Source organism: Alteromonas sp. S015 (assembly GCF_036864485.1).
Lineage (GTDB): Bacteria > Pseudomonadota > Gammaproteobacteria > Enterobacterales > Alteromonadaceae > Alteromonas.
This window is the reverse complement of sequence record NZ_JAZETO010000003.1, coordinates 52,597-75,978: the sequence shown is the minus strand read 5'-3', so window position 1 is coordinate 75,978 and position 23,382 is coordinate 52,597. Positions and strand designations below refer to the sequence as shown.

The 23,382-nt window shown below is 43.3% G+C and carries 19 protein-coding genes; 5 read left to right on the top strand and 14 right to left on the bottom strand.

Annotation, left to right across the window (positions count from 1 at the left end):
* Nucleotides 1-2: 2 nt before the first annotated feature.
* The 5 genes from V7R42_RS06760 to V7R42_RS06740 all read right to left on the bottom strand — a co-directional run bounded on the left by V7R42_RS06760 (nt 3) and on the right by V7R42_RS06740 (nt 8,954).
* Nucleotides 3-1,502: a type I restriction-modification system subunit M gene (locus V7R42_RS06760; RefSeq protein ID WP_334019446.1), complete on the bottom strand. Its 1,500-nt coding sequence runs from the start codon at nt 1,500-1,502 to the stop codon at nt 3-5.
* A 6-nt stretch (nt 1,503-1,508) separates the two neighbouring features.
* Nucleotides 1,509-1,730, bottom strand: coding sequence for a helix-turn-helix domain-containing protein (locus V7R42_RS06755; RefSeq protein WP_105167432.1), 222 nt, complete (start codon nt 1,728-1,730; stop codon nt 1,509-1,511).
* Between the two features lie 910 nt (nt 1,731-2,640).
* The gene (locus V7R42_RS06750) at nt 2,641-4,146 is read right to left on the bottom strand and encodes a tryptophan halogenase family protein (RefSeq protein WP_334019445.1); all 1,506 of its coding nucleotides are present in this window, start codon (nt 4,144-4,146) and stop codon (nt 2,641-2,643) included.
* Entirely contained in the window at nt 4,124-5,803 is a 1,680-nt protein-coding gene (locus V7R42_RS06745; protein WP_334019444.1) for a tryptophan halogenase family protein, read from the bottom strand. Before V7R42_RS06745 ends, V7R42_RS06750 begins: the two co-directional genes overlap by 23 nt.
* 142 nt (nt 5,804-5,945) lie before the next feature.
* Nucleotides 5,946-8,954, bottom strand: a complete 3,009-nt coding sequence (locus V7R42_RS06740) for a TonB-dependent receptor (RefSeq protein WP_438823638.1) — start codon at nt 8,952-8,954, stop codon at nt 5,946-5,948.
* Nucleotides 8,955-9,392: 438 nt separating this feature from the next.
* Here V7R42_RS06740 and V7R42_RS06735 point away from each other — a divergent pair, with 438 nt between their 5' ends.
* Genes V7R42_RS06735 through V7R42_RS06725 form a run of 3 tightly spaced genes read left to right on the top strand, consistent with a single transcriptional unit; the run spans nt 9,393 to nt 13,403 of the window.
* Nucleotides 9,393-10,730 carry a GH1 family beta-glucosidase gene (locus V7R42_RS06735; RefSeq protein ID WP_334019443.1) on the top strand — a complete coding sequence of 446 codons (1,338 nt, stop codon included), beginning with the start codon at nt 9,393-9,395 and terminating at the stop codon, nt 10,728-10,730.
* 17 nt (nt 10,731-10,747) lie between these two features.
* Nucleotides 10,748-12,355: an MFS transporter gene (locus V7R42_RS06730; protein ID WP_334019442.1), complete on the top strand. Its 1,608-nt coding sequence runs from the start codon at nt 10,748-10,750 to the stop codon at nt 12,353-12,355.
* 46 nt (nt 12,356-12,401) lie between these two features.
* Nucleotides 12,402-13,403 carry a LacI family DNA-binding transcriptional regulator gene (locus V7R42_RS06725; RefSeq protein WP_334019441.1) on the top strand — a complete coding sequence of 334 codons (1,002 nt, stop codon included), beginning with the start codon at nt 12,402-12,404 and terminating at the stop codon, nt 13,401-13,403.
* Nucleotides 13,404-13,516: 113 nt separating this feature from the next.
* Here V7R42_RS06725 and V7R42_RS06720 read toward each other — a convergent pair whose 3' ends face one another.
* The gene (locus V7R42_RS06720; protein ID WP_334019440.1) at nt 13,517-14,677 is read right to left on the bottom strand and encodes a DUF1624 domain-containing protein; all 1,161 of its coding nucleotides are present in this window, start codon (nt 14,675-14,677) and stop codon (nt 13,517-13,519) included.
* 208 nt (nt 14,678-14,885) lie between these two features.
* Between V7R42_RS06720 and V7R42_RS06715 the strand changes: the two genes are divergently transcribed.
* Nucleotides 14,886-15,353, top strand: coding sequence for a nuclear transport factor 2 family protein (locus V7R42_RS06715; RefSeq protein WP_334019439.1), 468 nt, complete (start codon nt 14,886-14,888; stop codon nt 15,351-15,353).
* 53 nt (nt 15,354-15,406) lie between these two features.
* Here the strand turns inward: V7R42_RS06715 and V7R42_RS06710 are convergent, their stop codons facing one another.
* The 3 genes from V7R42_RS06710 to V7R42_RS06700 all read right to left on the bottom strand — a co-directional run bounded on the left by V7R42_RS06710 (nt 15,407) and on the right by V7R42_RS06700 (nt 18,003).
* Nucleotides 15,407-16,048: an OmpA family protein gene (locus tag V7R42_RS06710; protein ID WP_014951442.1), complete on the bottom strand. Its 642-nt coding sequence runs from the start codon at nt 16,046-16,048 to the stop codon at nt 15,407-15,409.
* A 348-nt stretch (nt 16,049-16,396) separates the two neighbouring features.
* The gene (locus V7R42_RS06705) at nt 16,397-17,596 is read right to left on the bottom strand and encodes an HD-GYP domain-containing protein (RefSeq protein ID WP_334019438.1); all 1,200 of its coding nucleotides are present in this window, start codon (nt 17,594-17,596) and stop codon (nt 16,397-16,399) included.
* Nucleotides 17,597-17,664: 68 nt separating this feature from the next.
* The gene (locus V7R42_RS06700) at nt 17,665-18,003 is read right to left on the bottom strand and encodes an MGMT family protein (RefSeq protein ID WP_334019437.1); all 339 of its coding nucleotides are present in this window, start codon (nt 18,001-18,003) and stop codon (nt 17,665-17,667) included.
* Nucleotides 18,004-18,081: 78 nt separating this feature from the next.
* Between V7R42_RS06700 and V7R42_RS06695 the strand changes: the two genes are divergently transcribed.
* The gene (locus tag V7R42_RS06695; protein WP_334019436.1) at nt 18,082-18,663 is read left to right on the top strand and encodes a tRNA-uridine aminocarboxypropyltransferase; all 582 of its coding nucleotides are present in this window, start codon (nt 18,082-18,084) and stop codon (nt 18,661-18,663) included.
* A gap of 23 nt (nt 18,664-18,686) precedes the next feature.
* On the opposite strand, the gene V7R42_RS06690 is transcribed toward V7R42_RS06695, so the two are convergent.
* The 5 genes from V7R42_RS06690 to atpG form a co-directional block, all read right to left on the bottom strand.
* Entirely contained in the window at nt 18,687-19,286 is a 600-nt protein-coding gene (locus V7R42_RS06690; protein ID WP_334019435.1) for a glutathione S-transferase family protein, read from the bottom strand.
* Nucleotides 19,287-19,392: 106 nt separating this feature from the next.
* A complete protein-coding gene (locus tag V7R42_RS06685) occupies nt 19,393-20,379 on the bottom strand; it encodes a hypothetical protein (protein ID WP_334019434.1) in 987 nt (328 codons plus the stop codon).
* 202 nt (nt 20,380-20,581) lie between these two features.
* Complete coding sequence (locus V7R42_RS06680; protein WP_015000143.1) at nt 20,582-20,995, bottom strand: F0F1 ATP synthase subunit epsilon; 414 nt, start codon at nt 20,993-20,995, stop codon at nt 20,582-20,584.
* Nucleotides 20,996-21,055: 60 nt separating this feature from the next.
* Nucleotides 21,056-22,441 carry a F0F1 ATP synthase subunit beta gene (gene atpD, locus V7R42_RS06675; protein ID WP_334019433.1) on the bottom strand — a complete coding sequence of 462 codons (1,386 nt, stop codon included), beginning with the start codon at nt 22,439-22,441 and terminating at the stop codon, nt 21,056-21,058.
* Between the two features lie 33 nt (nt 22,442-22,474).
* On the bottom strand, nt 22,475-23,335 hold the full coding sequence (atpG, locus tag V7R42_RS06670; RefSeq protein ID WP_334019432.1) for a F0F1 ATP synthase subunit gamma: 861 nt from the start codon (nt 23,333-23,335) through the stop codon (nt 22,475-22,477).
* Nucleotides 23,336-23,382: the final 47 nt, after the last annotated feature.

Genomic DNA, 23,382 nt, shown 5'->3' with positions numbered 1-23,382 from the left:
ACTCACAGTTCAAACCCTTCTTTTATCAGTAGGGCTTCAAATTCGTCTTCTGCTTTTTCCAGCGCAGTCAGATTGCTACGAAAATCAGCTAATGCCTCTTCAACGGTTATGGTCTCTTCCTCGAGGGGCTTTTGAACATATCGAGCAATATTGAGGTTGAAGTCGTTTTCTTCAATCTCAGTTAACGCAACCCAACGCGCAACACCTTCAATTTCATTTGCAGCGGGGCCTTCGGACTCCTGATGTTGATAGATCTTATAGATCTCGTCCGCTTGGTCATTTGAAAGGGTATTCTGCGCACGCCCCTTGGTGAAAATTTCTTCCGCATTGATGATGAGTACGTGATCTTGATGACTGGCCGGACGCGATTTGCGCAGCACTAAAATGCAGGCAGGAATACCTGTGCCATAAAATAGGTTTGACGCTACACCTATGATTGCTTCGATGCGGTTTTCTTTTAAAAGCTGTGTACGGATCTTGCCTTCCGCACCGCCCCTAAATAAAACGCCATGGGGCAATACCACTGCCATACGCCCTTGCTCGTTCAGTGAGGCGAACATATGTTGAACCCAAGCAAAGTCACCGTTTGTTTTAGGTGCTAAACCATACTGCTTTCGGCCATAAGGATCGTTAGCCCAAAGATCATAACCCCATTCTTTTAAGCTGAACGGCGGGTTTGCAATAACGCAATCAAACGTTTCAAGGCGGTCATTTTGTATGAACTTGGGTTCTCGAAGTGTATCTCCGCGTATTATGTCGAAATCTTCCTGGCCATGAAGAAAGAGGTTCATACGAGCAATGGCTTCGGTGGTTAGGTTCTTTTCTTGGCCTTTGATTTTAAGTAAGCGTGGATCACCGCCGTTTTCTTGAACATGGTGGATGGTTTCTAGCAACATACCACCTGTACCGCACGCAGGATCGTAAACGCTTTCACCCGCTTGCGGGTCTAGAATGTTAACCATTAAGCGAACAATGGTTCGAGGCGTATAGAATTCACCGGCTTTTTTATTGGCTTTATCAGCGAAACGTTTGATTAGGTACTCGTATGCGCGCCCCATATCGTCATCACGCACTGAAGCAACACCAAGGTTTACCTTGTTGAAGTGATTTAACAAGTTCACCAGAAGTTCATCGGATAGCCGTTCTTTATTGGTCCAGCTTGCATCACCAAATATACCGTGCAGTTTAGGGTTTGCTAACTCTATACCTCTGAAGGCTTCTTTGAGTGATTGCCCTACATCTTTGGTTCGATTGAAAACATGGCGCCAATGACAGTTTTCAGGGATCTGAACTCGGTGAAACATTTCACCTTTAGCAAGCTCTTCATCACCTACTTGTTCCATCGCTTCCTGAAATTCTTCGTCGTACACATCACATATACGTTTGAAAAATAAAATAGGGAAAATATATGTTTTGTAATCAGAAGCATCGATGGGCCCGGTAATGATATGTGCCGCATGCCATAAATGTGCTTCGAGGTCCTTTAGTTTTATCAGGGTCATTTACTGCTAGTGTCCTGTTTGATCATCATGTGTTGTTTGCTCAAATAGTTCGCTTATCTCACAATTGAACAAAATGCAGAGTTTATCTATTGCTTCAAGATCTACTTTTTGTGCTGTTTCACGGTAAAGCAGAGTAATGGTATTTCTACTCAACCCTGTCTCTCTGGCAACGTCTGCTATTCGCATTTTGTGCTCGCCCATTAGTCTTGCGAGGTGACACTTGATCACTGTTTGCTCCAAACAAATATGTTTACTTCCACCAGAATAACACTCAACATTTAAGAAGCAATTTTTTAAGTTAAAATGACAAAATTACACATTAAGCCCTAAACCACTTCGTTCAAATCCTGTAAAGCCATAAATCGGAACCCCGCAAGCGGGGCCCCCTTGCTTCGCAACCCTTCGGGCGATTTCTAGCTTGACTGGCTTTTCTCTACGTAGTCCATGTTGGCCATGAGGTATGGCGCGCCTTTAGGCGGCAAGCGCCTAAAACTTACCAACCTCATAGCGAAAGGGGCTTCTATGAAATCTATGGACTTTATAAACAGGGCTAAAAAAGTAGAATTTGCTGATATAGCAAGGTCGGCAAAACCTATTAAACGTACCACTCTTAAACACGTTCGGGCTACCGATAAATGTTACCTGGTAAAAGCAGGCAGTAAGTTGCAATTCTGGGTCACTCGTGATGATTGCTTGTTGTCTGTGAATGTCTCTTTGCACTCACCATTTTGTGTTTGTACTGACGTAGATAGTTAGTTATGTTTCCCATATCCCAACTTTCCCAGTTAGAAATTGAGCATTTTTTTAATTTTTTTCATAAATTTTTTTCGATTTCTTTATGGTGAGTACACTGGTGAGTAAGAGGGTTTTAAGACGCACCAAAAACATGCTTAAGCCACTGATATAGATGAAATTTTTAAATTTAAAACGATAAACAGATCCAGAATATTGAATAATTAAAAGTAGGTTCAGGTTCAACTTCACTCCATAAATAACACCAAACCCAGCTTTCTAGCAGGGTTTGTTGCTTATACGGGGCGCTTCATAGTTCCTATTTTTCGAACAACTAGCGTTACTTTGAACGTGCTATCAGCCGCAAAGACTGGGTTCGTTTCCAGTAAGTACTGTTCACTCAACTTCACCCTAAATACTGTGCTAAAAATGCCTCGTGCGAGGGGAGTTTAGCTACGTGGTTATCCACCTGTTGCTTTAAACCTGCCATAAACTGCTTAAGTGACTGTTCACTCATTTCATCGGCAACGCGATGATACTGCCTTGGAGTCATGCCTTGGCCCATCAATACTTGTGCCCAGGAATCGACACGGAAAATATCTCCGTCATCTAAAAACACACGTCCAGATTCGGCAAATAAAGCTAATTTATGCTTAAGTGACGGCGGAATCTCCATGCGTTGGCATTGCTGCCAAAAAGGGCTGTCCTCACGCTGTGTCACCTTGTAATGCATAACAATGAAATCGAGTATGGCCAACATTTCGCTATCAAACTTATTATTGTATTCGTCGATTGCGCTTTGGGTGATGCCTTCAAAAGGGAACAGGCGCATCAAGCGTACGAGGCCAGTCATGATTAGATGGATGCTGGTTGATTCTAATGGCTCGATAAAGCCGCTGGATAGCCCTAGCGCTACGCAGTTTTTATTCCAGCCTCGCCTGCGTTTTCCGGGCGTAAAGTGAATGACTCTAGGTTTGTTAATTGGTATGCCTGTCACCTGCGATTTAAGTGTATTGATGGCGTCTTCATCGCTCATAAAGCGGCTACAAAATACCAATCCATTGCCCATTCGCTCTTGAAGTGGTATCTGCCAGCGCCAACCCGCTTTATGGGCCACGCTTTTGGTGTATGGCACGGGTGGGGCAGTAAGCTCAGTTTGCATGGCTACCGCACTATCGCAAAATAGATAGTGTTGCCAATCGTCGTAGCCGGTGTGAAGCGCTTGTTCAATAAGCAGCCCTTTAAAGCCCGTGCAGTCTATGAAAAAGTCGCCATCTATGACTTCATCGCTTGCCAATCGAAGTGACTGAATATTGCCTGATTGCGGGCATACTAAGACCTCTTCTATGTCTCCTTCCTTATGTGTTACCCCGGCATCGCACGCTAAAGACTTCAAAAATCGACCGTAGGCAACGGCATCAAAGTGATAAGCAAAGTTAAGCGGCATAGCTTCTGATGTGGCGAACTTGTTCTGCTTAGCGGCAATAAGTTCAGGGCAATAATCACCAAATTCACCACCAAAACCGTACTCTTTAGCCCGTAGCCAAAAATGATGAAACTCACCAGCCCAGCATTCTCTTCCGGTAATACCAAAAGAATGAATATAGCTGTGTCCTTGTTCACGCCAATTTTCAAACTCAATACCCAGTTTGAACGTGGCTTGTGTAGCGCACATAAATGCTTTTTCGTCGATGCCCAGTAGCTTGTGAAATGTTCTTATCGGTGGAATAGTGGCCTCGCCCACACCTACAATACCAATATCTTTCGACTCGACTAGCGTAACGTTAATCGACTGACCCAAAAGTCGTGACAGCGCTGTGGCCGCCATCCATCCCGCAGTACCGCCACCAGCAATGACAACGTTCTTAACGGGCGTTTGACTACTATTGCTATCTAAACCCGATACGGTCATAAGAGGTGTCCTTTTTATCTAAAGCGTTATAGTTATTTATGTCAGTATCACTCAAGGCTAAAGCGTGTTCATCTTTTAGGCCTTGAGCATGCGAGAGAACATGTTGTTTTTCTTTGGCGTAGCGCTTTGCAATATCATTAAGCAAAACTCTATTAGACGGCAATCCCTGCAAATAAGCGCTTTTTTTCTGCTGTAACGTTTCGTAAATGTGCAGGGCTTTACGCTTATGATTTTCACTTAACCGTAATGGCGAGGCAGAAGAAGAAAAACCCATTCCATACAGCACATACTGATAGCTAGCAGAGGGGAATACCTCTTCGTTCTCGATAAGATCTAAGCGCGAAGGGCTTTGGTACTTCCACAGTTCAAGCAACTCAGCTAGGGAGTCGGGTATAGACGGTCTGTCTCTTTGCGCTAACCAATACGCCTCTTCTCTATCGCTTAAAACATAATGTAATTTTAGAAAGTCGATAACTCGCTGCCAGCGATACTCAAAGCGCGAGTTGTAGCGCTTACTGACTATTTCCATATGTGTTTTATTTTGCGGAAAGGCTTCACAGAGCATACGCAAGCCAAGCTCAACCATAGCGATGGCTGACGCTTCTAGCGGTTCAACAAAGCCCGAAGACATACCTAAGCTTAAACAGTTTTTAACCCAAAACTGTGCTCTGTAGCCAGGCTCGAAAGATAGCATACGAAACGAAAGCTGTTCATCTTGGATACGAGGGTAACGTTTACTGACATAGTCAATAAGCACCTGATTTGCGTGCGCTTTATTGGCAAATTGAGACGAATAAACAAGACCAACACCGCGGCGGTGCTGCAACGCAATATCCCACGTCCACCCGCAGGTTTGTGCAGTTGCCACTGTGGTACTTTTAATTTCAGTGTCGTCATTTGAATAGGGCACTTGAAGCGCTACGGCGCGATCATTAAGCATAGTATGCTTAACCGGTATCCACGGAACACTGAAATGTTTATCAATAAGCAACCCACTGCTTCCTGAACAATCAATAAACAGATCACCAGCTATTTCTTGCCCGCTCTCTGTTACCACCTTCTCAATATCGCCGCTTGAAGATGCATTAACTGACGCAATATGACCTATTACGTGATCAACGTTTAGCTTGTCTACGCAATGTTGTTTTAACAAATCGGCGAGCTTTGTGGCGTCAAAGTGATAACCGTAATTGAGCACATGGGCGTAGTCTGGTGTAGCTATTTGTTTAGGCGCCATGCCTTCAGCGCACATTGCTGCTTGTAACGAAAACGCATCTTCGTATGGCGTGTTCGGTGTTATAGCTTTCCAACATGTATAAGTATCTAGCTCATTGTAGCCTGTTGGTATGGTAAATGGATGATGATAACAGTGCCCGTTTTTGCGCCAGTTCACGAAGCTAGAGCCTTGTTTGAAAGCCCCCTGACATAGTGTTATGAATTCTGTTTCACTAATGCCAATATCAAGAAGGGTATCACGCAGTGAGGGCCAGGAGCCTTCGCCTACACCAATAGAAGGAATGTTGGGCGACTCTATCAAGGTAACGGTATGATTCAAGCTCAGTTTTGCGGCAAGCACTCCAGCAGTAAGCCACCCTGCGGTACCACCACCAACAATGACGACCCGACGTATACAGCCATGACTTTTGTTATCACTCATACGTTAAGAACCACGATATTCCCGATACACGTCTGCAAACATATTCAATCAATGTTCTGTTTACTATTCAAACAGCACTATGACAAAAAAGCCCGCTATAGCGCAACCCTAAGCGCTGTAGCGGGCAAACACACCCCAATGTTTAAAATGTATATCTAGCACTTAGCGCGTATCTAGCGCCAAACTCATCTAAGTTCCAAAGCATTGCGCTGGTGCGTCCATGTCGGCGAATATTCTCTTCGGTGATGTTGATACCTTCAAAGGCCACTGTTAAATCTTCAGTGACATCGTATGAGATACTTAAATCTATCTGTGAATACGCTTCGGTATAACCCGGTTCGTTGATGTATTGGGAAGTCGTGTCCAAAAACTTATCACGCCAGTTATAAGCGATGCGTGCTTGTAGTGCATCTTTCTCGTACATAAATACAAGGTTTGCAGTATCACTTAGACCTACTAGCGCGAATTGAGTAATGGACGGGGCAGCTTCGTTATCAAAGCCTATATCACCTTTAACAGACGTATAGTTTGCTAACACACCAAAACCACTATCGCCGAAGAAATGTTGTGCAGCCAGTTCAAAGCCGTAAATATTGGCAGCTTTGTTATTAACCGGTTTCGAATTTATAAAGGTTATCAATGGATCATCGCTGTTAGGTAAAATATCGAATTGTTGCTCAAATTGTTCATCGGTTAATGAGTCATATTCAATACCATTTTCCATAGCAGCAACCATATTAAACAAAGATGTATCGTTTACCGGAATTCCACGCGCTTCTAGCTCTGCTCGCGCTGCTTGCGCGCGAGGACCATTTGTCACATCTCTTAATCCAAACACGTTCTCTTCAACCTGCTCATTACCAATGAAATTCTTCACTCGCTTGTCATAAAAGCCCACAGACACATAGCTTGTCTCATCAAAATAGTACTCAATAGATAAATCTAAGTTATCAGACTCAAGCGGAATCAAAGATGGATTACCGGAGCTCGCCGTTGCTGTAATACTGTCGGTAAGTAAGGTAGGTCCACTTTGTGGTGACACTGAAGCGGCGGCACTTAAATTGTTGTAAGTGGGTCGTGCGATGGTTTTACTGTAAGAGAAACGGGCAATGACATTTTCAACCACTTCAATATCGAAGTCTAACGCAGGAAGCACATGGTCATAGCTAGCTTCCACTTCAACGTCTTCCATTGCACTACCGAAACGTACGTTAAAATCATTATTACCCTCCCATGCAATACCGCTTGGCAAGCTAATGTTTGCAATTGACGTAACATCTGTATTTTCATAGCGGACACCGGTTAAAAGGTTATATTCCATCCCATTTAACTCGCCCGACAAATCTAGTTCAAAATAAACAGCGGTAATATCTTCTTCAATGGTTCTGTTTGTTGCAAACGGATTATTAGCGACCAAGTCAAAGCCATACTCTTGAGCTGCAAATGCACCGATTTCTGCTACGCTCCCCGTGAAGCCCTGAGAAAACATTCCATCGGTATTGAAGTCATCAAATTCGTTTACTAAATCGAGCGGAGTTAAAGAGCCAGCAGGAAGCTCACCTGGGTTTTCTATTCCCCAGTTACCCATAGTGTGACGCGTTAACGACTGAAGCGATGTGCTCTCCATTGATCGTGACTCTATACCGAAGTTTATGCTTCCAGTATCCATGACGTAAGTACCATCAAGACGAGCTTGTGTAATCTCGGTGTCCTGCGACGAGAAGTTCATGTCTAAGATTGATGTACCCACATCATCTTGATCTAATGCGCCACTTCCATTTAAGTTGTCGCGCGCTGCATCGTCGAAGTCGACAAACATAATCGGAAAATCACCTCTAAAATCAACGCCTTGCCCTTTCACCACGTTTGCACCTAAACCTAGGTTTGTCCATGTTCCGTAAGGGGCATCAGGTCGTCCTTCGGCTGACGAATTATGAAGGTCAAAGACTAGGGTTAGCTCGTCATTAACGAAATACTCAAGATTTAGGCCGACTGACTTATTTTCGTTAACTTGATTTAGCTCTTGAAGCGCTAGACCTAAATCACGAGGAAGTAAGTCTCGGCGTTCTTGAGTTATTAATATTGGCGTTTTTACCGTTTCATCATCGAAGGTTAGTTCGGTAAAGTATCTATCATCCATCCAAATAGATTGCTCGGCTCGTGCCTCGTATAAGTCCTGTTTTGAATAGGTGTAATCCAGCGTAGCCGTCATTTTTTCAGTTGGTGCAAACTGTAACGTTAGCTGAGCGTTGGTTCTTTCACGCTCTCGGTCAGCCATGTAATAACGAAGGTCCGAAGGTATTGCGAACAGTTGTCCCATTTCTGGCTTGTTATTTAAAACAACAGGGGCTCCACTGTCTGGATTGGCGGGATCAGGAGATTGAGGGATGGTTCCATTAAAGGGGTTAACTCTCCACTGGTTTACAAATGCTCCTTGCGCAGCACTGTCGCGCTGTTGGAACGAACCTGTAAATGTCACACCAAATGTGTTGTCGTCATTAAGGTAATTTATAAAACCAGACACTTCAGGGGTAACGTCATCACCTACACGATTAGTTGTGTCGTGCAGAGCTTTCGCACCCACGCTTGCGGTAATTCCATTGTTAGCTGCATCAAATGGTCGTGCGGTTCGGATATTAACAGTTGCACCTATACCACCGGTTGCAATACTCGCCCTGCCAGTTTTATACACTTCAACAGCTCTTACACTTTCAGAAGCGAGATCAGAGAAGTCAAAGGCGCGCGAATTTGGTGTACCGCCTCCCCCTGGTAGCGCTGAACCCGGCATGGTTCTGCCATTTAGGGTAACCATATTGAAGTCAGGTCCAAAGCCACGCGCAGTAACTTGGCTACCCTCGCCGTTATTACGACTAATAGAAATACCGGTTATACGCTGTAATGACTCAGCTAAGTTAGTATCAGGAAATTTACCAATATCTTCTGCCGAAATAGCATCCACAACACCAGCAGAGTCACGCTTTATTCCCATAGACTCTTGAACACTACTTCGTATGCCAGATACCTGAATTACTTCAATTTCATTTTCTTCTTGCGCCGCGACCGGTGACAAAACGCCACTGCTTAATGCGGTTCCCAGTATTAACGACAAGCTTGTTGCGATTTTACTTTTGTGCGGTGTTTTGTGTGTCACGGTCGCTCTCTCTTCTCTGTTATGTATTTTGTGTTAAACCTGCGCTTTAGCAGAAAGGGCTTTCTCATAAAAAGAATAACAACCCCGCACTAAGAAAGCGCTTTCCGAAGGTTAATTCAACAAAAGTTACAGATCAATATATTTTTTACAATTATTTCACATTAAAAACTTTAGATGACAACAACACTCTTCTAAAAAAACCAATATAATTATATATATCAATACAATACAGACTTAAAAATAGAACAAAAAATCTAATATTAATTTTAGGAAGGACCATAAACCTAATATCCTGTTAACGTAAAAATGACACATTTTTTAGAAAGCGCTTTCTCATTGTTTCTTATTTGTGCTATAAAAACGCTGTATTATTTCAGACTCATTGTACCGCTGGCATATGTTTAAATTTTGTTCAGCAAGGAAAAAGGTTATCTACTTATGAACAGCATTTCACTTCCCGCAGACAGTCCCTTGCTAAAAAAATCCTTTCTTTATGGAACTGCTACGTCAAGTTTTCAGATAGAAGGGGATGTGGATAGCCGACTAGAATGTATCTGGGATAGATTTTGCGAACGGCCTTCAGCCATCGCTGACAACTCAAACGGCAATATCGCCTGCGATCACATCGCTCGGTGGAAAGAAGACTTCGATATACTATTAGACTTAGATGTAGACGCTTACCGCTTTTCTATTTCTTGGCCGCGCGTTATCACTAAAGAGGGTGAGCTCAACCATAAGGGTATAACCTTCTATAAGACACTAATTGATGCCTTAAACGAAAAAGGGATTAAGCCATTCGTAACTCTTTATCACTGGGATCTCCCGCAGCACTTAGAAGATAAGGGCGGGTGGCTCTATAGACAAACCGCTTTTGCATTTAAAGATTATGTCGACAAGATAACGAAAGCGCTCGGCGAATCCGTTTTTTCCTATGCGACGTTCAATGAACCTTTTTGCAGTGCTTATTTAGGCTATGAAATAGGTGTACATGCCCCCGGCAGAACAGGCAGGAAATATGGAAGAACTGCTGCTCACCATATTTTGTTAGCACACGGCTTAGGCATGCAGGTACTAAGAAAAAATGTTCCCAACAGTGAAGCAGGCATAGTATTGAATTTTACGCCATGTTATTCCGTCACACAAAAAGCGGAAGATGTGTTTGCCACCCGTAAAGCAGACGAGTATATCAATCAATGGTATATGCAGCCGGTAATGGAGGGGAGCTATCCCGAAGTATTATTTGATATAGACGAAGCGGATAGGCCACCTATTGAAGATGGCGATATGGAGACTATCTGTCAGCCCCTCGATTTTTTAGGTGTAAATTTCTACACGCGATTACATTACAGTGCGCCCAAAGAGAAAGACGCACTGTATTTCGAGCATCCTCATCAAGGTCCATTGACCGATATTGGTTGGGAAATCTATCCAAAAGCGCTTTATGATTTGCTTACTTCATTAAACGAACGATACACGCTACCACCCATCTTTATTACTGAAAATGGTGCTGCAATGGCTGACGAACTCCAAGATGGCAATGTTAATGATGTAGAACGGGTTGATTACTACAATGCCCATTTAAACATGGTACACAACGCGGTGCTTGAAGGTGTTGAAGTGAGTGGTTACTTCGCTTGGAGCCTCTTAGATAATTTTGAGTGGGCAGAAGGATATGAAAAGCGATTTGGACTCGTTTTTGTGGATTTTGAAACACAGAAACGAACGCTTAAACTTAGCGCCAAAGCTTATAAAACTTTTATAGCAAGTCGAAAATAACAACAGTGGACATAGCAATGAACCATAAGCTGACATTAAAGGAAAAAGTGGGTTATGGCATGGGCGACGCTGCGGCCAATTTGGTATGGCGGGGCGCACTAGCATATTTGGCGGTGTTTTATACCGATACGTTTGGTATTACGGCCGCTGCAGCTGCGATGCTATTTCTTGTCGTTCGTCTTTCTGACGGTATAACCGACATCATTATGGGAATGATTGCTGACAGAACTCAAACCAAAATGGGAAAATTTCGCCCCTGGATATTAGGCTCTACGCCATTTCTTGGCCTCTTCATGATCCTTTGTTTTACAACACCAGACCTCTCGTATACTGGCAAACTTGTTTATGCCTATTTAACTTATATCGGGCTAACGTTAGCGTACACGGTCAACAATGTGCCGTATTCAGCGTTAATGGGGGTGATGACCAGTGACGATAGAGAGCGCACAAGTTTATCTGGTTTTCGCTTCGCTGGGGCGTTCTTTGGTGGACTTCTTGTCATGGGATGCTTGCCCATGCTGGTAGACTTGTTCGGCCAAGGGAACAACGCTGTAGGGTATCAATATACCATGTGGTTGTTCGCCACATTACTTGTCATATTAATGTGCGTTACGGTCTTTACTACAAAAGAGCGTGTTACATTACAACAGGTTACTCAACCCTCTGCTTCCCAATCTGAATTATCTCAAATTGAAACTGCTGGCCAAATATCGTGCACTCCTCGCGCATTAGCATCTGAACTTATCGACTTAGCGAAGCAACTACCGTTAATTTTACTTCCTTTGTCAGCGATCACTGCCTTTTTCTATTATCGAGATATAATTACAGGCGCGTTTTTTATTGCTGCTATGGCACTTACCGCTTTCGCTATTAAACGACTCATTCGCCGTCCGGAGTTTAAAAACACACGTTCTCAGCAGGATATAATCGACCTGCTTTCCAACAAACCTTGGCTCATTTTATTGGGAATAGGATTTTTAACCATGATGTTTAACGGCATCAAATACGGTGTTATTGCCTATTATTTTAAATACTACATGGGCAATGAGCTACTCACTGGTTATTTTTTCACTGGTCTATTGATAGTATCGATTTTTGGTGCATTGGCGACGTCGAAATTAGCCGCGATGTTTGGCCGCAAGACGCTTTTTATCATCGCTCTTTTGGCAAGTAGCGTACTGACCTCGTGTATTTACTTTGTGCCTCAGGGCAACGTAAACGGTATATTCATCTTAGGGTGCAGTGCAGAGTTCTTTGCAGCTATATTGCCTACCTTGTTTTTTTCTATGCTCGGAGACTCAGCAGACTACAGCGAGTATCAAACGGGCCGAAGAGCCACAGGTCTTGTTTACTCTGCAGGCTCTTTTGTTCAAAAAACCGGGGGAGGCTTCGCAGGAGCGCTTGTATTACTGGTTTTAGGAAGCTATGGCTACAATGGGCTTGATATTAATACAATTAATCAAACCCTTCCCGGGATGAAGTCGTTGATGAGTTGGATACCTTCACTATTCGGCTTTGCGGGGGCGGCGTTAATCTGCCTATATCCGCTAAATGACGATAAACAAAGAGAAGTTACGCAAGCTTTGCTTACTCGACGTAGCGAACAATCGCCGATATCGGCATAATACCCATAGTTAGAGTGATTGTTTTAGAAAAACGAGGTCTTATCACGTGCCCACCATTTATCAAGTTGCCGAACGTGCAGGTGTTTCTTTATCCACGGTATCCCGGGTTTTAAATGGTAAGGCTTCGGTAAATAAAGTGTTGAAAGAGCGCGTAGAGAAAGCGGTTAAAGAATTGAATTACCGCCCAAACTCTGTTGCACGCTCTCTGGCAAATAACCGCACTGACAGTATCGGGGTACTTGTACCTGAACTAAACGCCCCATTCTTTGGCGACCTGATGCAGGCAGTAGAGTCGACCCTGCGCTCAGCCGATAAACACGTCATTATTTCGGTAGGAAGAAACTGCCTTGAAACAGAAAAAGATGCCGTGGAATTTCTTATTAGTCGGAACTGTGATGCACTTATTATGCATGCCGAAGCACTATCGGACGATTATTTGTTGGAACTTAATCAATCAAAACTTCCCGTAGCGTTGATTAATAGACAGGTAGAAGCACTCCCTGATGCATGTATTAGCCTGGATAACGAGAAAGGTGGGTATCTAGCCACCCGCCATTTACTTGAGCTAGGTCATAAAGACATTGCATATATCTCTGGCCCTAATGACAAATGCGACGCTAACTTTCGCTTAGAGGGACATAAACGCGCCTTGGCTGAAGCAGGGTTACCCTTGAACCCTGAGCTAGTATTTAACGGCGACTATTCTGAAGAAGATGGAAAAATAGGTTTACTAGAGCTCATGGCTCGCGATGTCCCTTTTACAGCGTTGGTGTGTGCCAACGACTGGATGGCATCGGGTGCTATAAGTTGCGCAAGAGATTTAGGCATGAGCCTTCCCCACGACTTATCCATTGTCGGCTTCGATGACGTAGTATTTGCACACCATGTCTTTCCTCGTCTTACCACAGTCATTAACCCGATTGCGCAAATGGCCGAAATGTCAGCGAAGTACATTTTAAATAAAGTTTATGGTCAGGCTAATGATGTTCAACACTATTTCGAGCCTTCCTTGGTTGTTCGGGAATCCACAATAAAGCACGAAGGTTAGTACTCAAACAAACAATAGGACGCCCACACGCACATAAATGCCGGGCGATTCCTACTACACTCTCATGTGACGCCATTTACTGAAGAACTCATAATGCGCTGACTAAATGAGGTTCATAAATACTTAAGCCAAGGCGAGCGGTGTTTAGATTTATAAGCGCTAAACCATTTAACAGGGATATAGAGCAACAAACCAAGACCTACAGCAATTAACCATATTTGATAAATATGATCCACGCCCACGTATTTTCCTTTGTTTGCGCCCCAAATCGCGAGTGCAGAACCGTACATTGCAAGTAACACATACAAATGAAGGATGTAAAAGAACATCGGTACAGACCCGAATGTATCTAAAAACGAAAGCCGTTTATCCTCAACTCGCTCGAAAGCGAAAAGGAGTAAAAACATTCCGGCTAAGGTGAAGAGTAAGAATGCCAAAGAAGGGGGGTACTTTGTCAAATTGAGTAGCGACATCAATGTTTCGACTGCACCTTGCTGTGATTCCCAAGGCAACGTTTCACCGTAAATATTAAAACCGCGAAGCAGTAAAAATAGGCCTAGCGAAACGGCAAATAAACCAAATAGCCACCGACCGCGCAGTGCTTTATCAATACCTTGGCTATAAAGCGGGCCACAGGTATAGCCCAGCAGTATTACCCCTATCCAAGGAAGTACAGGATAACTCACTTTAATATTGAGGGCGGCTGACTGATATATGTATCCTCTATCATGCAGCATCGTCCATAGCGTATAACCTGTTTCATGTGGAACATAACTAATTGATGTAAGTGCATTATGTCCGAATACAATCACGAGACCTAAAAATAACAGTAGGTATCGTGGAAGGTAACTCAACAATGCAAGAGCAATCATACTAATACCAATGGCCCACATCACTTGGAGGTAAAGGATATGGAAACTCGCACCCCAGCTAAACGTAATAAAAGTAACTTCCAAGAACAAAATAAACAGTCCGCGCTTTATTAAGAACTCTCTAATGTTTCGTCTCGGTTTAGGTTTTTTCGTTGAATCCATTGGATTGGCATAGAGCCACGCTGATAAACCCGTTAGAAATACGAAAGTTGGTGCACAATAATGAGCGGCTAAGCGAGTGTAGAACAAAGCAGGTGATGTCGTGTCAATATCCATCGGATCAGATACCTGCAAGTGGAGAAAAAAGCGTTCTCGCACGTGGTCGATAAGCATAATGAGCATGACTAACCCACGCATCATGTCGATGCTTCGAATACGGTTTCGTTGAATACTGGAAGACATTTAAGCTACTACTTTAAAGGAAATATTAATTGCCAACACAACGTCGATTTAAAATGCTAAGCCTTTTTAGCCAGTTACAACATCGACAGTAAAATGAGTAAACTAATGCTATAACATTACAGTGAATGGTGACAATCATTTGCTTCCGATATACTAATGATGCGATCAACAGCATAATTAGTAATACTAAAAGAAAAACGGGGTCACAATGAAATATCTACTTTTAGGTTTAATAGTGCTGGCCGTCGCAACGACAGCCTTCGCTAACGACGACCGTAATTCAGTTAATCAGACGCTTAATGCCTTGCATCACAACGCATCTATTGCGAACTTTGATAAGTATTTTAGCTTGTATCACGACAGCGCGATTTTCATTGGCACTGACGCATCGGAAGTATGGACCAAAGAGGCGTTTCAAGCATACGCTAAACCTCATTTTGACAAAGGCAGAGGATGGACATACCAGCCGCGAGACCGCCATGTTTATTTTTCTTCTAGTCACGACGTAGCGTGGTTTGATGAACTCCTTGATAACGAAAGCTTGGGCGAAACACGAGGCACAGGTGTGTTAATCAAAGAAAAAGGGACATGGAAAGTCACTCAATATCACTTAACTATACCTATTCCCAACGCAATTGCAGATAGCGTTGCACAGCAAATTAAGACCATGCAATAAAAAAGGCCCCGAAACGACGGGGCCTTTGTATATATTATAGGTCTTAATTACCTTTAGGTATTAGACTGTGTAAGTGGCTGAATTTCCATTTCTACACGACGGTTCATTGAGCGATTTGCCGCACTGTTGTTAGGTACTTTAGGTGCATATTCTCCCATACCTACTGTAGTGATACGCGTTGGATTAACAGAATAGTTAATCAGTAAATTTTTAACCGCTCCTGCACGGCGTTCAGACAAAGACTGATTGTACTGCTCTGAACCGGTGTCATCTGTATGACCTTTGATCATTAATACCGTTTTTTCGTAGTTGTTTACGACTTTAGCAACATCTTGAAGGACCGGATTGAAATTTGGGCTAATACTAGAACTGTCAGTAGCAAAGGTAATGTCACCAGGCATGATTAATCGTAGATTATCGCCCTCACGCACAACCTGAACGCCAGTATCAGAAAGCTCATTTCGAAGCTCTTCTTCCTGTTTGTCCATGTAATTGCCTATCGCACCACCTGCGATTGCTCCTACCGCAGCGCCCCACGCATATCGACTTTTGTCGTTGTCACCTGTGGCTTTTCCCAGCAATGCGCCTACTACTGCACCTATAGCGGCACCTTTTTGCGTATTGTTAGGATCTGTTGCACAACCTGCTACCGTTAGTGACGCAGCAATCAAACTTACAGCAAGAGTCTTTTTCATAACTTCCTCTTAATCCAGTTAAAAGCTCAGCATTGAAGAGTTGCAATCATCCTTTGCTATCCTCAATGAGCTCAGTGTTAATTTCGCATTAAACAACTACAGTGGTAGCAATTAGCGTTCCACTGACAAATATTCAATATGGGAGCAACAACGAATAGCTAGTTATTACGAGCTCCCATTCTATTTGAGTTTTTATAAAGAGCAGCAGCTAAGGGCTCTGCAGCACTTTATTTATTGAGGATTGTATAAGAACAAACCTGAACGCCAGCTAAATGAACGTCGGAAAAAGGAGAAAATAACGTTGTTACACAGTGTAAATACTACACTGTGTTGCTAAAAAGTAACGCCTTAGCCTATTGAAACTGAACGTTCAAAAAATGCATTCACGTCAATCTTATAGTCAGACGCTATAACGGCTTTGTTGATACTGATTGTTTTATCCAATGACAGGTCAATGTCTTTCGGCGTGAGATGGTGGTTGCTGCGAACTGAATAAAAAACTTTTACGAGTGGCGTAAGTGGATTGTTTCTCTGTTCAAGCACCATGGCCAGCTTATCGTTTGACAATAGCACTAGACTTCCTACCGGATAAACGCCTAAACACTTTATAAACTGTTGAACAAGCGACTGGTCAAGACGCGTTGGCGCATCACTCATCAAAATAGAAAATGCTTTTTGGCTAGACATACCTGCCTTATACACTCGGTCGGCTGTGAGTGCGTCATACATATCTGCAATGGCAAGCATTCTTCCCGCTTGGCTAATATTCTTACCTTTGGTCCCTGCAGGATAGCCTAGCCCGTCTAATCGCTCATGGTGCTCACTGATCGCTTGTATCAGAGGGGGCGCAATATCCGTATTTTTTAAATAGTCCACCCCGTGCTTTACATGACCTTTCATGATCTCCATTTCGCTATCTGTAAGGCGTCCTGGTTTATGAAGAATTTCATCTGGAATCTTAATTTTGCCCAAGTCATGTAAAAAGCCAGCATAGGAGAGGTCTTGCACCTCTTCTTCTGACATGCCCAAATAGTTGCCAAAATTAGCAAGTAGAATTGCGACATTAAGCGAATGCTCAAGTAAGTAGTCGTCTTTTTCTCTGATTTTCGTTAAACAAAGTAATGCATCGGGGTTTCTATCTACCGACTCTACTAACTTGTTAGAGAATGCTTTGGGGATACTTGCGTCAAAAGGCATCTCTTTTTGTACACTGGCAAGTAAAAGCTCTTGAATTGCTTTTCCCTGCTCGTGAAGCTTCGCCGCTCTTGCTAACTCGTTTTCGAGTGAATCTTTTTTTGATTTGACTGGGTGATTAGAAGGTGAGTTTTGGTGCTTTTCAACAGTGACTGATGAGCTGGGTTGTGCCACGTTAAACGCTTTATCTGTATCAATAGCGAGTGTTTTCACACCTCGCTTTTTGAGCGTTTTAACTATATCACCAGACGTAACGCGTCCCTGGCTCGTAACCGTCAAAGAACCTTTTTGCTCTAGTATTTGATGAACAAACATGCCTGGCACTAACTGATCAATACTAATCTTTTTTATCATCTTAAATGCACTGCACTATAATAAACGCCGTATATTTGCTAACTACTCTTATTTATGTAAATGAGAGCTCAGTACTTTAACTCTGCAAGTATAGTGTGTAAATCTGGCTTCCAACCAAACTTCGTCATATTCACTCGGTAGTGTTTAACGACCACACCTTCTACGGTTAATCGCTCTCGCTGCTCATCCGCTTTGTCAGAGCCAACAGGAAAAGCAATTTTACCATCGGAACGTAGGACACGATGCCAGTGGCAGTCAGCACTAATCTCTCTTAAACACTTTCCCATCATTCTTGCTCTGCCGGGTAATCCGCACAGGTCAGCAAGCAAAGCGTAACTTATTACCTGTCCCTCGGGCACTAAGGAAAGCGTTTTCTCTACACGAGATTGTACTGCTTTATTTGGCATGTTGTATATTATCCTATGTATTAAATTACTAAGTTAATAAGCATTATTAACGTTTAACTAGAGAATAAAAAATAGGTTATGCGCCTTTATTGTGAACATTGTGGATATCCTCAAAAAACGTGTATTTGCTTTCACATTAGCACAGTACATACGTCATTAGAGATTGTGATAATTCAACACGAGAAGGAAGGGCTTCATGCTAAAAACACGGCGCGTTTAGTTTCTTTGTGTATTCCATCGACGCGCATCATTCTTGCTAACAATGTTGATGCAATGCAATCTCTATCAGAACAGTGCTCCCCTCGACATTCAGTGCTTATTTACCCAAGTGAACATAGTGTACCGATAGAAAATGTAAACACCATCACTCGTACTGAAGTCAGAACGTTAGTTCTTATAGATGGAAGTTGGAAACAAGCATTTGGCTTAGTAAAACAGAATCCATGGCTAGCAAAATTACAAGTGTTTCACTTCGCTTCTGCACCGCCTTCTAACTACACTATTCGCCACACAACTATAAGCAGTGCACTCTCTACACTCGAAGCAACCGCTTATGCAATACAGTGCATAGAACAGGTTGATGTATCAGGGCTTCACAAAGCCCAGAAAGCCTTGCAAGACAAGTGGCAAGGCCCTACTTCACACAGAAGACAGTTATAGCGTTAAACTCAACATAAAACGTATTACACGTTCATGGGAATAAAGCCCTTCTGATCTTTAACTAAACTTATCCAATTTCGAATGGCAGGATAGGCTGAAAGGTCAAACCCGCCCTCGTAGGCAACGTGGGTATAGGCAAACAGTGAAATGTCCGCAAGAGTTAAAGCATCACCAAGTAAAAACGGCGTAGTTTTAAGTTGTTGCTCCATTACAGCCAGTGCGCGATACCCACCAGCTTGTTTAGATTCGTACTCCGCTTTCCTGTCGTCGGGAAGCCCCAAATAAATATTGATATAACGAGCCACAGCGATATAAGGCTCGTGGCTGTATTGCTCAAAAAACTGCCATTGTAAAAGCTGTGCAAAACTATAGGGCGAAGAGGGTACCAAAGGGGTGTTAGCCGCAAGGTAGTGCATGATGGCATTCGATTCTGATAACACCCTACCATCATCTAATTCAAGCAGCGGAATTTTTCCGTTTGGAGATTTTTCAAGAAAAGAGGGAGCACGAGTTTCCCCTTTCATTATGTCAACATCTACCCATTCACAAGTCTTACCCAATAAGGAAAGGAGCAACTGAAGCTTGTAACAATTTCCAGAACGTGTATCGCCGTATATTCGCACAATGAAATCTCAATGACCTAAGAGGGTTTACCATAGCAACGCAAGGTGAGTACGACAATTAATAATATCGAGTTGGGAGCGGTAAAGAATAACGGCGTTTAATAGGTTAATGATAGCGAGGAAGTTGGATTAACCATTCAACAATGAATAGCAATACCCAAGAAATTGGTATTAACGCAATACACGCAGCCACTCTAGCTTTGTCTCTTGGAGCAAAAGCCCGTGCCCCCATTTTTAAAACGCGTTCTTTTTCGCTCTCTAGTTCCTCAATAGACGCAGCAGCAGAGAACTCTTTGTGCTTTGCACATCGCTTAATTCCGTCTTCTATATTTTCCTCAAGATTTAAAACAGCCGCTTTCTGCTCTTTATCGAGCATACTTTTGAGTTTTATCACTGGCCAAAATAAATAAACACAAACGATACCGGTGAAAAAGGTCACTACCCAAATATCGATAGAAGGAATATCTTTTTTCAACCAAAAGAGGGGAAAGATAGCGAGTGAGCCCGAGGCCAATATGCTATTCGTTGTTCCAAGTTTTAAGATAGCCATTATGGAATTAAGTCGGTCTATATTGCTACCAGCTTGGGGTAAAACTTTAGCGCTGAGATATTTAATGTTAGACGATATCTGAAATAAAAATAACACCGCTAAAAACCAAAAGGGGACTGCTGTGGCGGTTAAGAATAAAACATGTATTTCTTGTTTTATTGCGATCAATCCCTCGAAGATGCAATACACAATAGTGATCATGATTGAAATGATAATTGCATTAAAAATATGATGTCTAAATTCAATGGCAAGTTCACGTCTGTGCGCCGAAAACTGGCTAAGCTGATTCGTTTTTACGAGTAAAGAAATAAGCGTGCTGGCCACGTTTTGATGCATTAAACGAAGCGCAAACCAAAAGTATCCTGTAATAAGCGACATACCAATTGCGGAATTGAAGTCGCGCTGTGCCCTGACATTTTCCGCTTCAGGCCAATCTAACGCCCCTGTATAGTAATGTATTGAAAGTAGAATCAATGTTGTTAACAGAGGAAAAAGTCCAATAGAGGCACCTTTGTGCATGTTGGAATACGGGTTAAACTTCATTTCTATTAATTCGTTGCAGGAAAAGGAAGTGCTGTATCTAGCACCTATTGCGTTTTAAATTAAATGGCTTAAAAACGGGTCTAACGATAAGCTTTGTGTAGTGGGATAGCAATAAAAATAAACGCGATAGAACGTGAACGACTACTTTTCGTTCGGAAACAAAAAACCCGCCAAATGGCGGGTTTTTTCAAAGCTGTGCTTTTTACTTGCGTAACTTCTGAATAAGACGAAGTTGAGCAATAGCTTCTGCAAGCTCGTGAGCTGCTTCTGCATAATTAAAGTCAGCGCCTGGGTTGGCGATGTGCTCTTCTGCACGTCGTTTGGCTTCTTCTGCTGCCTGCTCGTCAAGATCTTCAGCTCGAACCGCGGTATCAGCCAGTACGGTAACGTTGCCGGGCTGTACTTCTAGTACACCACCAGCAACGTAAATTACTTCTTCTTCACCGTGCTGTTTAACCAAACGCACCATACCAGGTTTAATAGCAGAGATAAGTGGCGCGTGCCCTGGGTGAATACCCAGCTCACCTTCGCTACCTGTCACCTGAATCGTTTCAACGCGACCTGAGAAAATCGCTTTCTCGGCGCTTACTACGTCCAAATGTACTGTCATTGCCATGTGAACCTCCTGATTAGGTACGTTAGCATGATGCTAGGCTAGCTATTGCTAGCCGCGTCATTATGCTTTCTTGGCTTTCTCTAGCGCTTCTTCGATAGAACCAACCATGTAGAAGGCTTGCTCTGGAAGGTGATCATACTCACCGTCTAGAATGCCTTTAAAGCCACTGATTGTGTCTTTTAGCGATACATATTTACCAGGTGCACCAGTAAATACTTCTGCTACGAAGAACGGCTGAGATAGGAAACGCTGAATCTTACGAGCACGTGATACCACTTGCTTGTCTTCTTCAGATAGTTCGTCCATACCTAGGATCGCGATGATGTCTTTCAGCTCTTTATAGCGCTGTAGAACAGTCTGTACGCCACGTGCTACGTCATAGTGCTCTTGACCAATTACTAGAGGGTCTAGCTGACGAGACGTTGAATCTAGTGGGTCTACCGCAGGGTAGATACCTAGAGACGCGATATCACGAGAAAGTACTACCGTTGCATCCAAGTGAGCAAAGGTTGTCGCTGGAGATGGGTCAGTCAAGTCATCCGCAGGTACGTATACCGCTTGGATTGAAGTGATTGAACCTGTCTTCGTTGACGTAATACGTTCCTGAAGAACACCCATCTCTTCTGCAAGAGTAGGCTGGTAACCTACCGCAGATGGCATACGACCTAGAAGTGCTGATACTTCAGTACCTGCTAGGGTATAACGATAGATGTTATCTACGAAGAATAGAACGTCACGGCCTTCGTCACGGAACTTCTCAGCCATTGTTAGACCGGTAAGTGCAACACGTAGACGGTTACCCGGTGGCTCGTTCATCTGACCGTATACAAGCGATACTTTATCAAGTACGTTTGAATCGTTCATTTCGTGATAGAAGTCATTACCCTCACGCGTACGCTCACCAACACCAGCGAATACTGAGAAACCGCTGTGCTCGATTGCGATGTTACGGATAAGTTCCATCATGTTTACGGTTTTACCTACACCCGCACCACCGAATAGACCAACTTTACCACCTTTAGCAAATGGGCAAACCAAGTCGATTACTTTGATACCAGTTTCTAGTAGTTCTACCGAGCTAGACTGTTCTTCGTAGCTAGGCGCTTCACGGTGAATAGACATACGCTCTTCTTCACCAATAGGGCCCGCTTCGTCGATTGGGTTACCCAACACGTCCATGATACGACCAAGTGTCTTAGTACCAACTGGAACCATGATTGGGTTACCGGTATTTTCTACTGCAAGACCACGTTTAAGTCCATCAGTAGTACCTAGTGCGATGCCACGAACAACACCACCACCTAATTGCTGTTGCACTTCCAGGGTTAAACCTGACAAGTCACCTTCGGTAACTTGTAGTGCGTCATAAACTCTTGGTACCGCATCTTGTGGAAACTCAATATCCACAACGGCGCCAATGATTTGGACGACCTTACCTTGACTCATAATTTGTCCTCGTTATCTCTTTTAAACCTTTGCCTACACCGCTGCGGCACCGCTAACAATCTCACTGATTTCTTGTGTGATTGCAGCCTGACGCGCTTTGTTATATACCAGTTGTAACTCATCAATGAGGTTACCGGCGTTGTCGGTTGCTGCCTTCATGGCAACCATTCGCGCAGCTTGTTCTGACGCCGCGTTTTCTACAACACCCTGATACACCTGAGACTCAATGTAACGAACCATTAGTGCTTCCAAAATTTCTTTTGGATCTGGCTCGTAGATGTAGTCCCAACGATGTTGATATTCTTCGTCTTCTGACTTTGGCAAAGGCAATAACTGATTGATCACAGGTTTCTGTGTCATGGTGTTAACGAAGTCATTGAATACCAAGAATACTCGGTCAATTTGTCCTTCGTCGTACGCTTTAAGCATAACGCGCACAACACCCACTACATCGCTCACAGACGGCTTGTCACCTAAACCTGATTCAGCAGCAAGCAACTTGCCACCAAAGCGGTTGAAGAAACTGCACGCTTTAGAACCTAATGCAGCGAAATCCACTTCTACACCCTGTTCACGCCATTTTTTGACGTCTTGAGTGACGAGCTTAAATTCATTGGTGTTCAAGCCACCACATAAGCCTCGGTCAGTGGAAATCACAATGTAACCGACGCGCTTGATTTCACGCTCTTCCAAATAAGGATGGCGATATTCAAGGTTACCGTTTGCAATGTGACCAATCACTTTAAGCATATTTTGTGCATATGGACGGCCAGAAGCCATGCGTTCCTGCGCCTTTTTCATTTTAGACGCAGCAACCATTTCCATCGCACTGGTAATCTTCTGAGTATTTTTGATACTCCCAATCTTACCTTTTATTTCTTTACCGCTGGCCATGACTATCTCTCCGATTACTCAACGAATTGCGCTGGTGGTTAAACACC

What these genes read in the sequence shown, in the direction of transcription:
- V7R42_RS06760 (WP_334019446.1), bottom strand. Translation starts at nt 1,502, where the DNA reads ATGACCCTGATAAAACTAAAGGACCTCGAAGCACATTTATGGCATGCG.
- V7R42_RS06750 (WP_334019445.1), bottom strand. Translation starts at nt 4,146, where the DNA reads ATGACCGTATCGGGTTTAGATAGCAATAGTAGTCAAACGCCCGTTAAG.
- V7R42_RS06745 (WP_334019444.1), bottom strand. Translation starts at nt 5,803, where the DNA reads ATGAGTGATAACAAAAGTCATGGCTGTATACGTCGGGTCGTCATTGTT.
- V7R42_RS06735 (WP_334019443.1), top strand. Translation starts at nt 9,393, where the DNA reads ATGAACAGCATTTCACTTCCCGCAGACAGTCCCTTGCTAAAAAAATCC.
- V7R42_RS06730 (WP_334019442.1), top strand. Translation starts at nt 10,748, where the DNA reads ATGAACCATAAGCTGACATTAAAGGAAAAAGTGGGTTATGGCATGGGC.
- V7R42_RS06720 (WP_334019440.1), bottom strand. Translation starts at nt 14,677, where the DNA reads ATGTCTTCCAGTATTCAACGAAACCGTATTCGAAGCATCGACATGATG.
- V7R42_RS06715 (WP_334019439.1), top strand. Translation starts at nt 14,886, where the DNA reads ATGAAATATCTACTTTTAGGTTTAATAGTGCTGGCCGTCGCAACGACA.
- V7R42_RS06710 (WP_014951442.1), bottom strand. Translation starts at nt 16,048, where the DNA reads ATGAAAAAGACTCTTGCTGTAAGTTTGATTGCTGCGTCACTAACGGTA.
- V7R42_RS06705 (WP_334019438.1), bottom strand. Translation starts at nt 17,596, where the DNA reads ATGATAAAAAAGATTAGTATTGATCAGTTAGTGCCAGGCATGTTTGTT.
- V7R42_RS06700 (WP_334019437.1), bottom strand. Translation starts at nt 18,003, where the DNA reads ATGCCAAATAAAGCAGTACAATCTCGTGTAGAGAAAACGCTTTCCTTA.
- V7R42_RS06695 (WP_334019436.1), top strand. Translation starts at nt 18,082, where the DNA reads ATGCGCCTTTATTGTGAACATTGTGGATATCCTCAAAAAACGTGTATT.
- V7R42_RS06685 (WP_334019434.1), bottom strand. Translation starts at nt 20,379, where the DNA reads ATGAAGTTTAACCCGTATTCCAACATGCACAAAGGTGCCTCTATTGGA.
- V7R42_RS06680 (WP_015000143.1), bottom strand. Translation starts at nt 20,995, where the DNA reads ATGGCAATGACAGTACATTTGGACGTAGTAAGCGCCGAGAAAGCGATT.
- atpD (WP_334019433.1), bottom strand. Translation starts at nt 22,441, where the DNA reads ATGAGTCAAGGTAAGGTCGTCCAAATCATTGGCGCCGTTGTGGATATT.
- atpG (WP_334019432.1), bottom strand. Translation starts at nt 23,335, where the DNA reads ATGGCCAGCGGTAAAGAAATAAAAGGTAAGATTGGGAGTATCAAAAAT.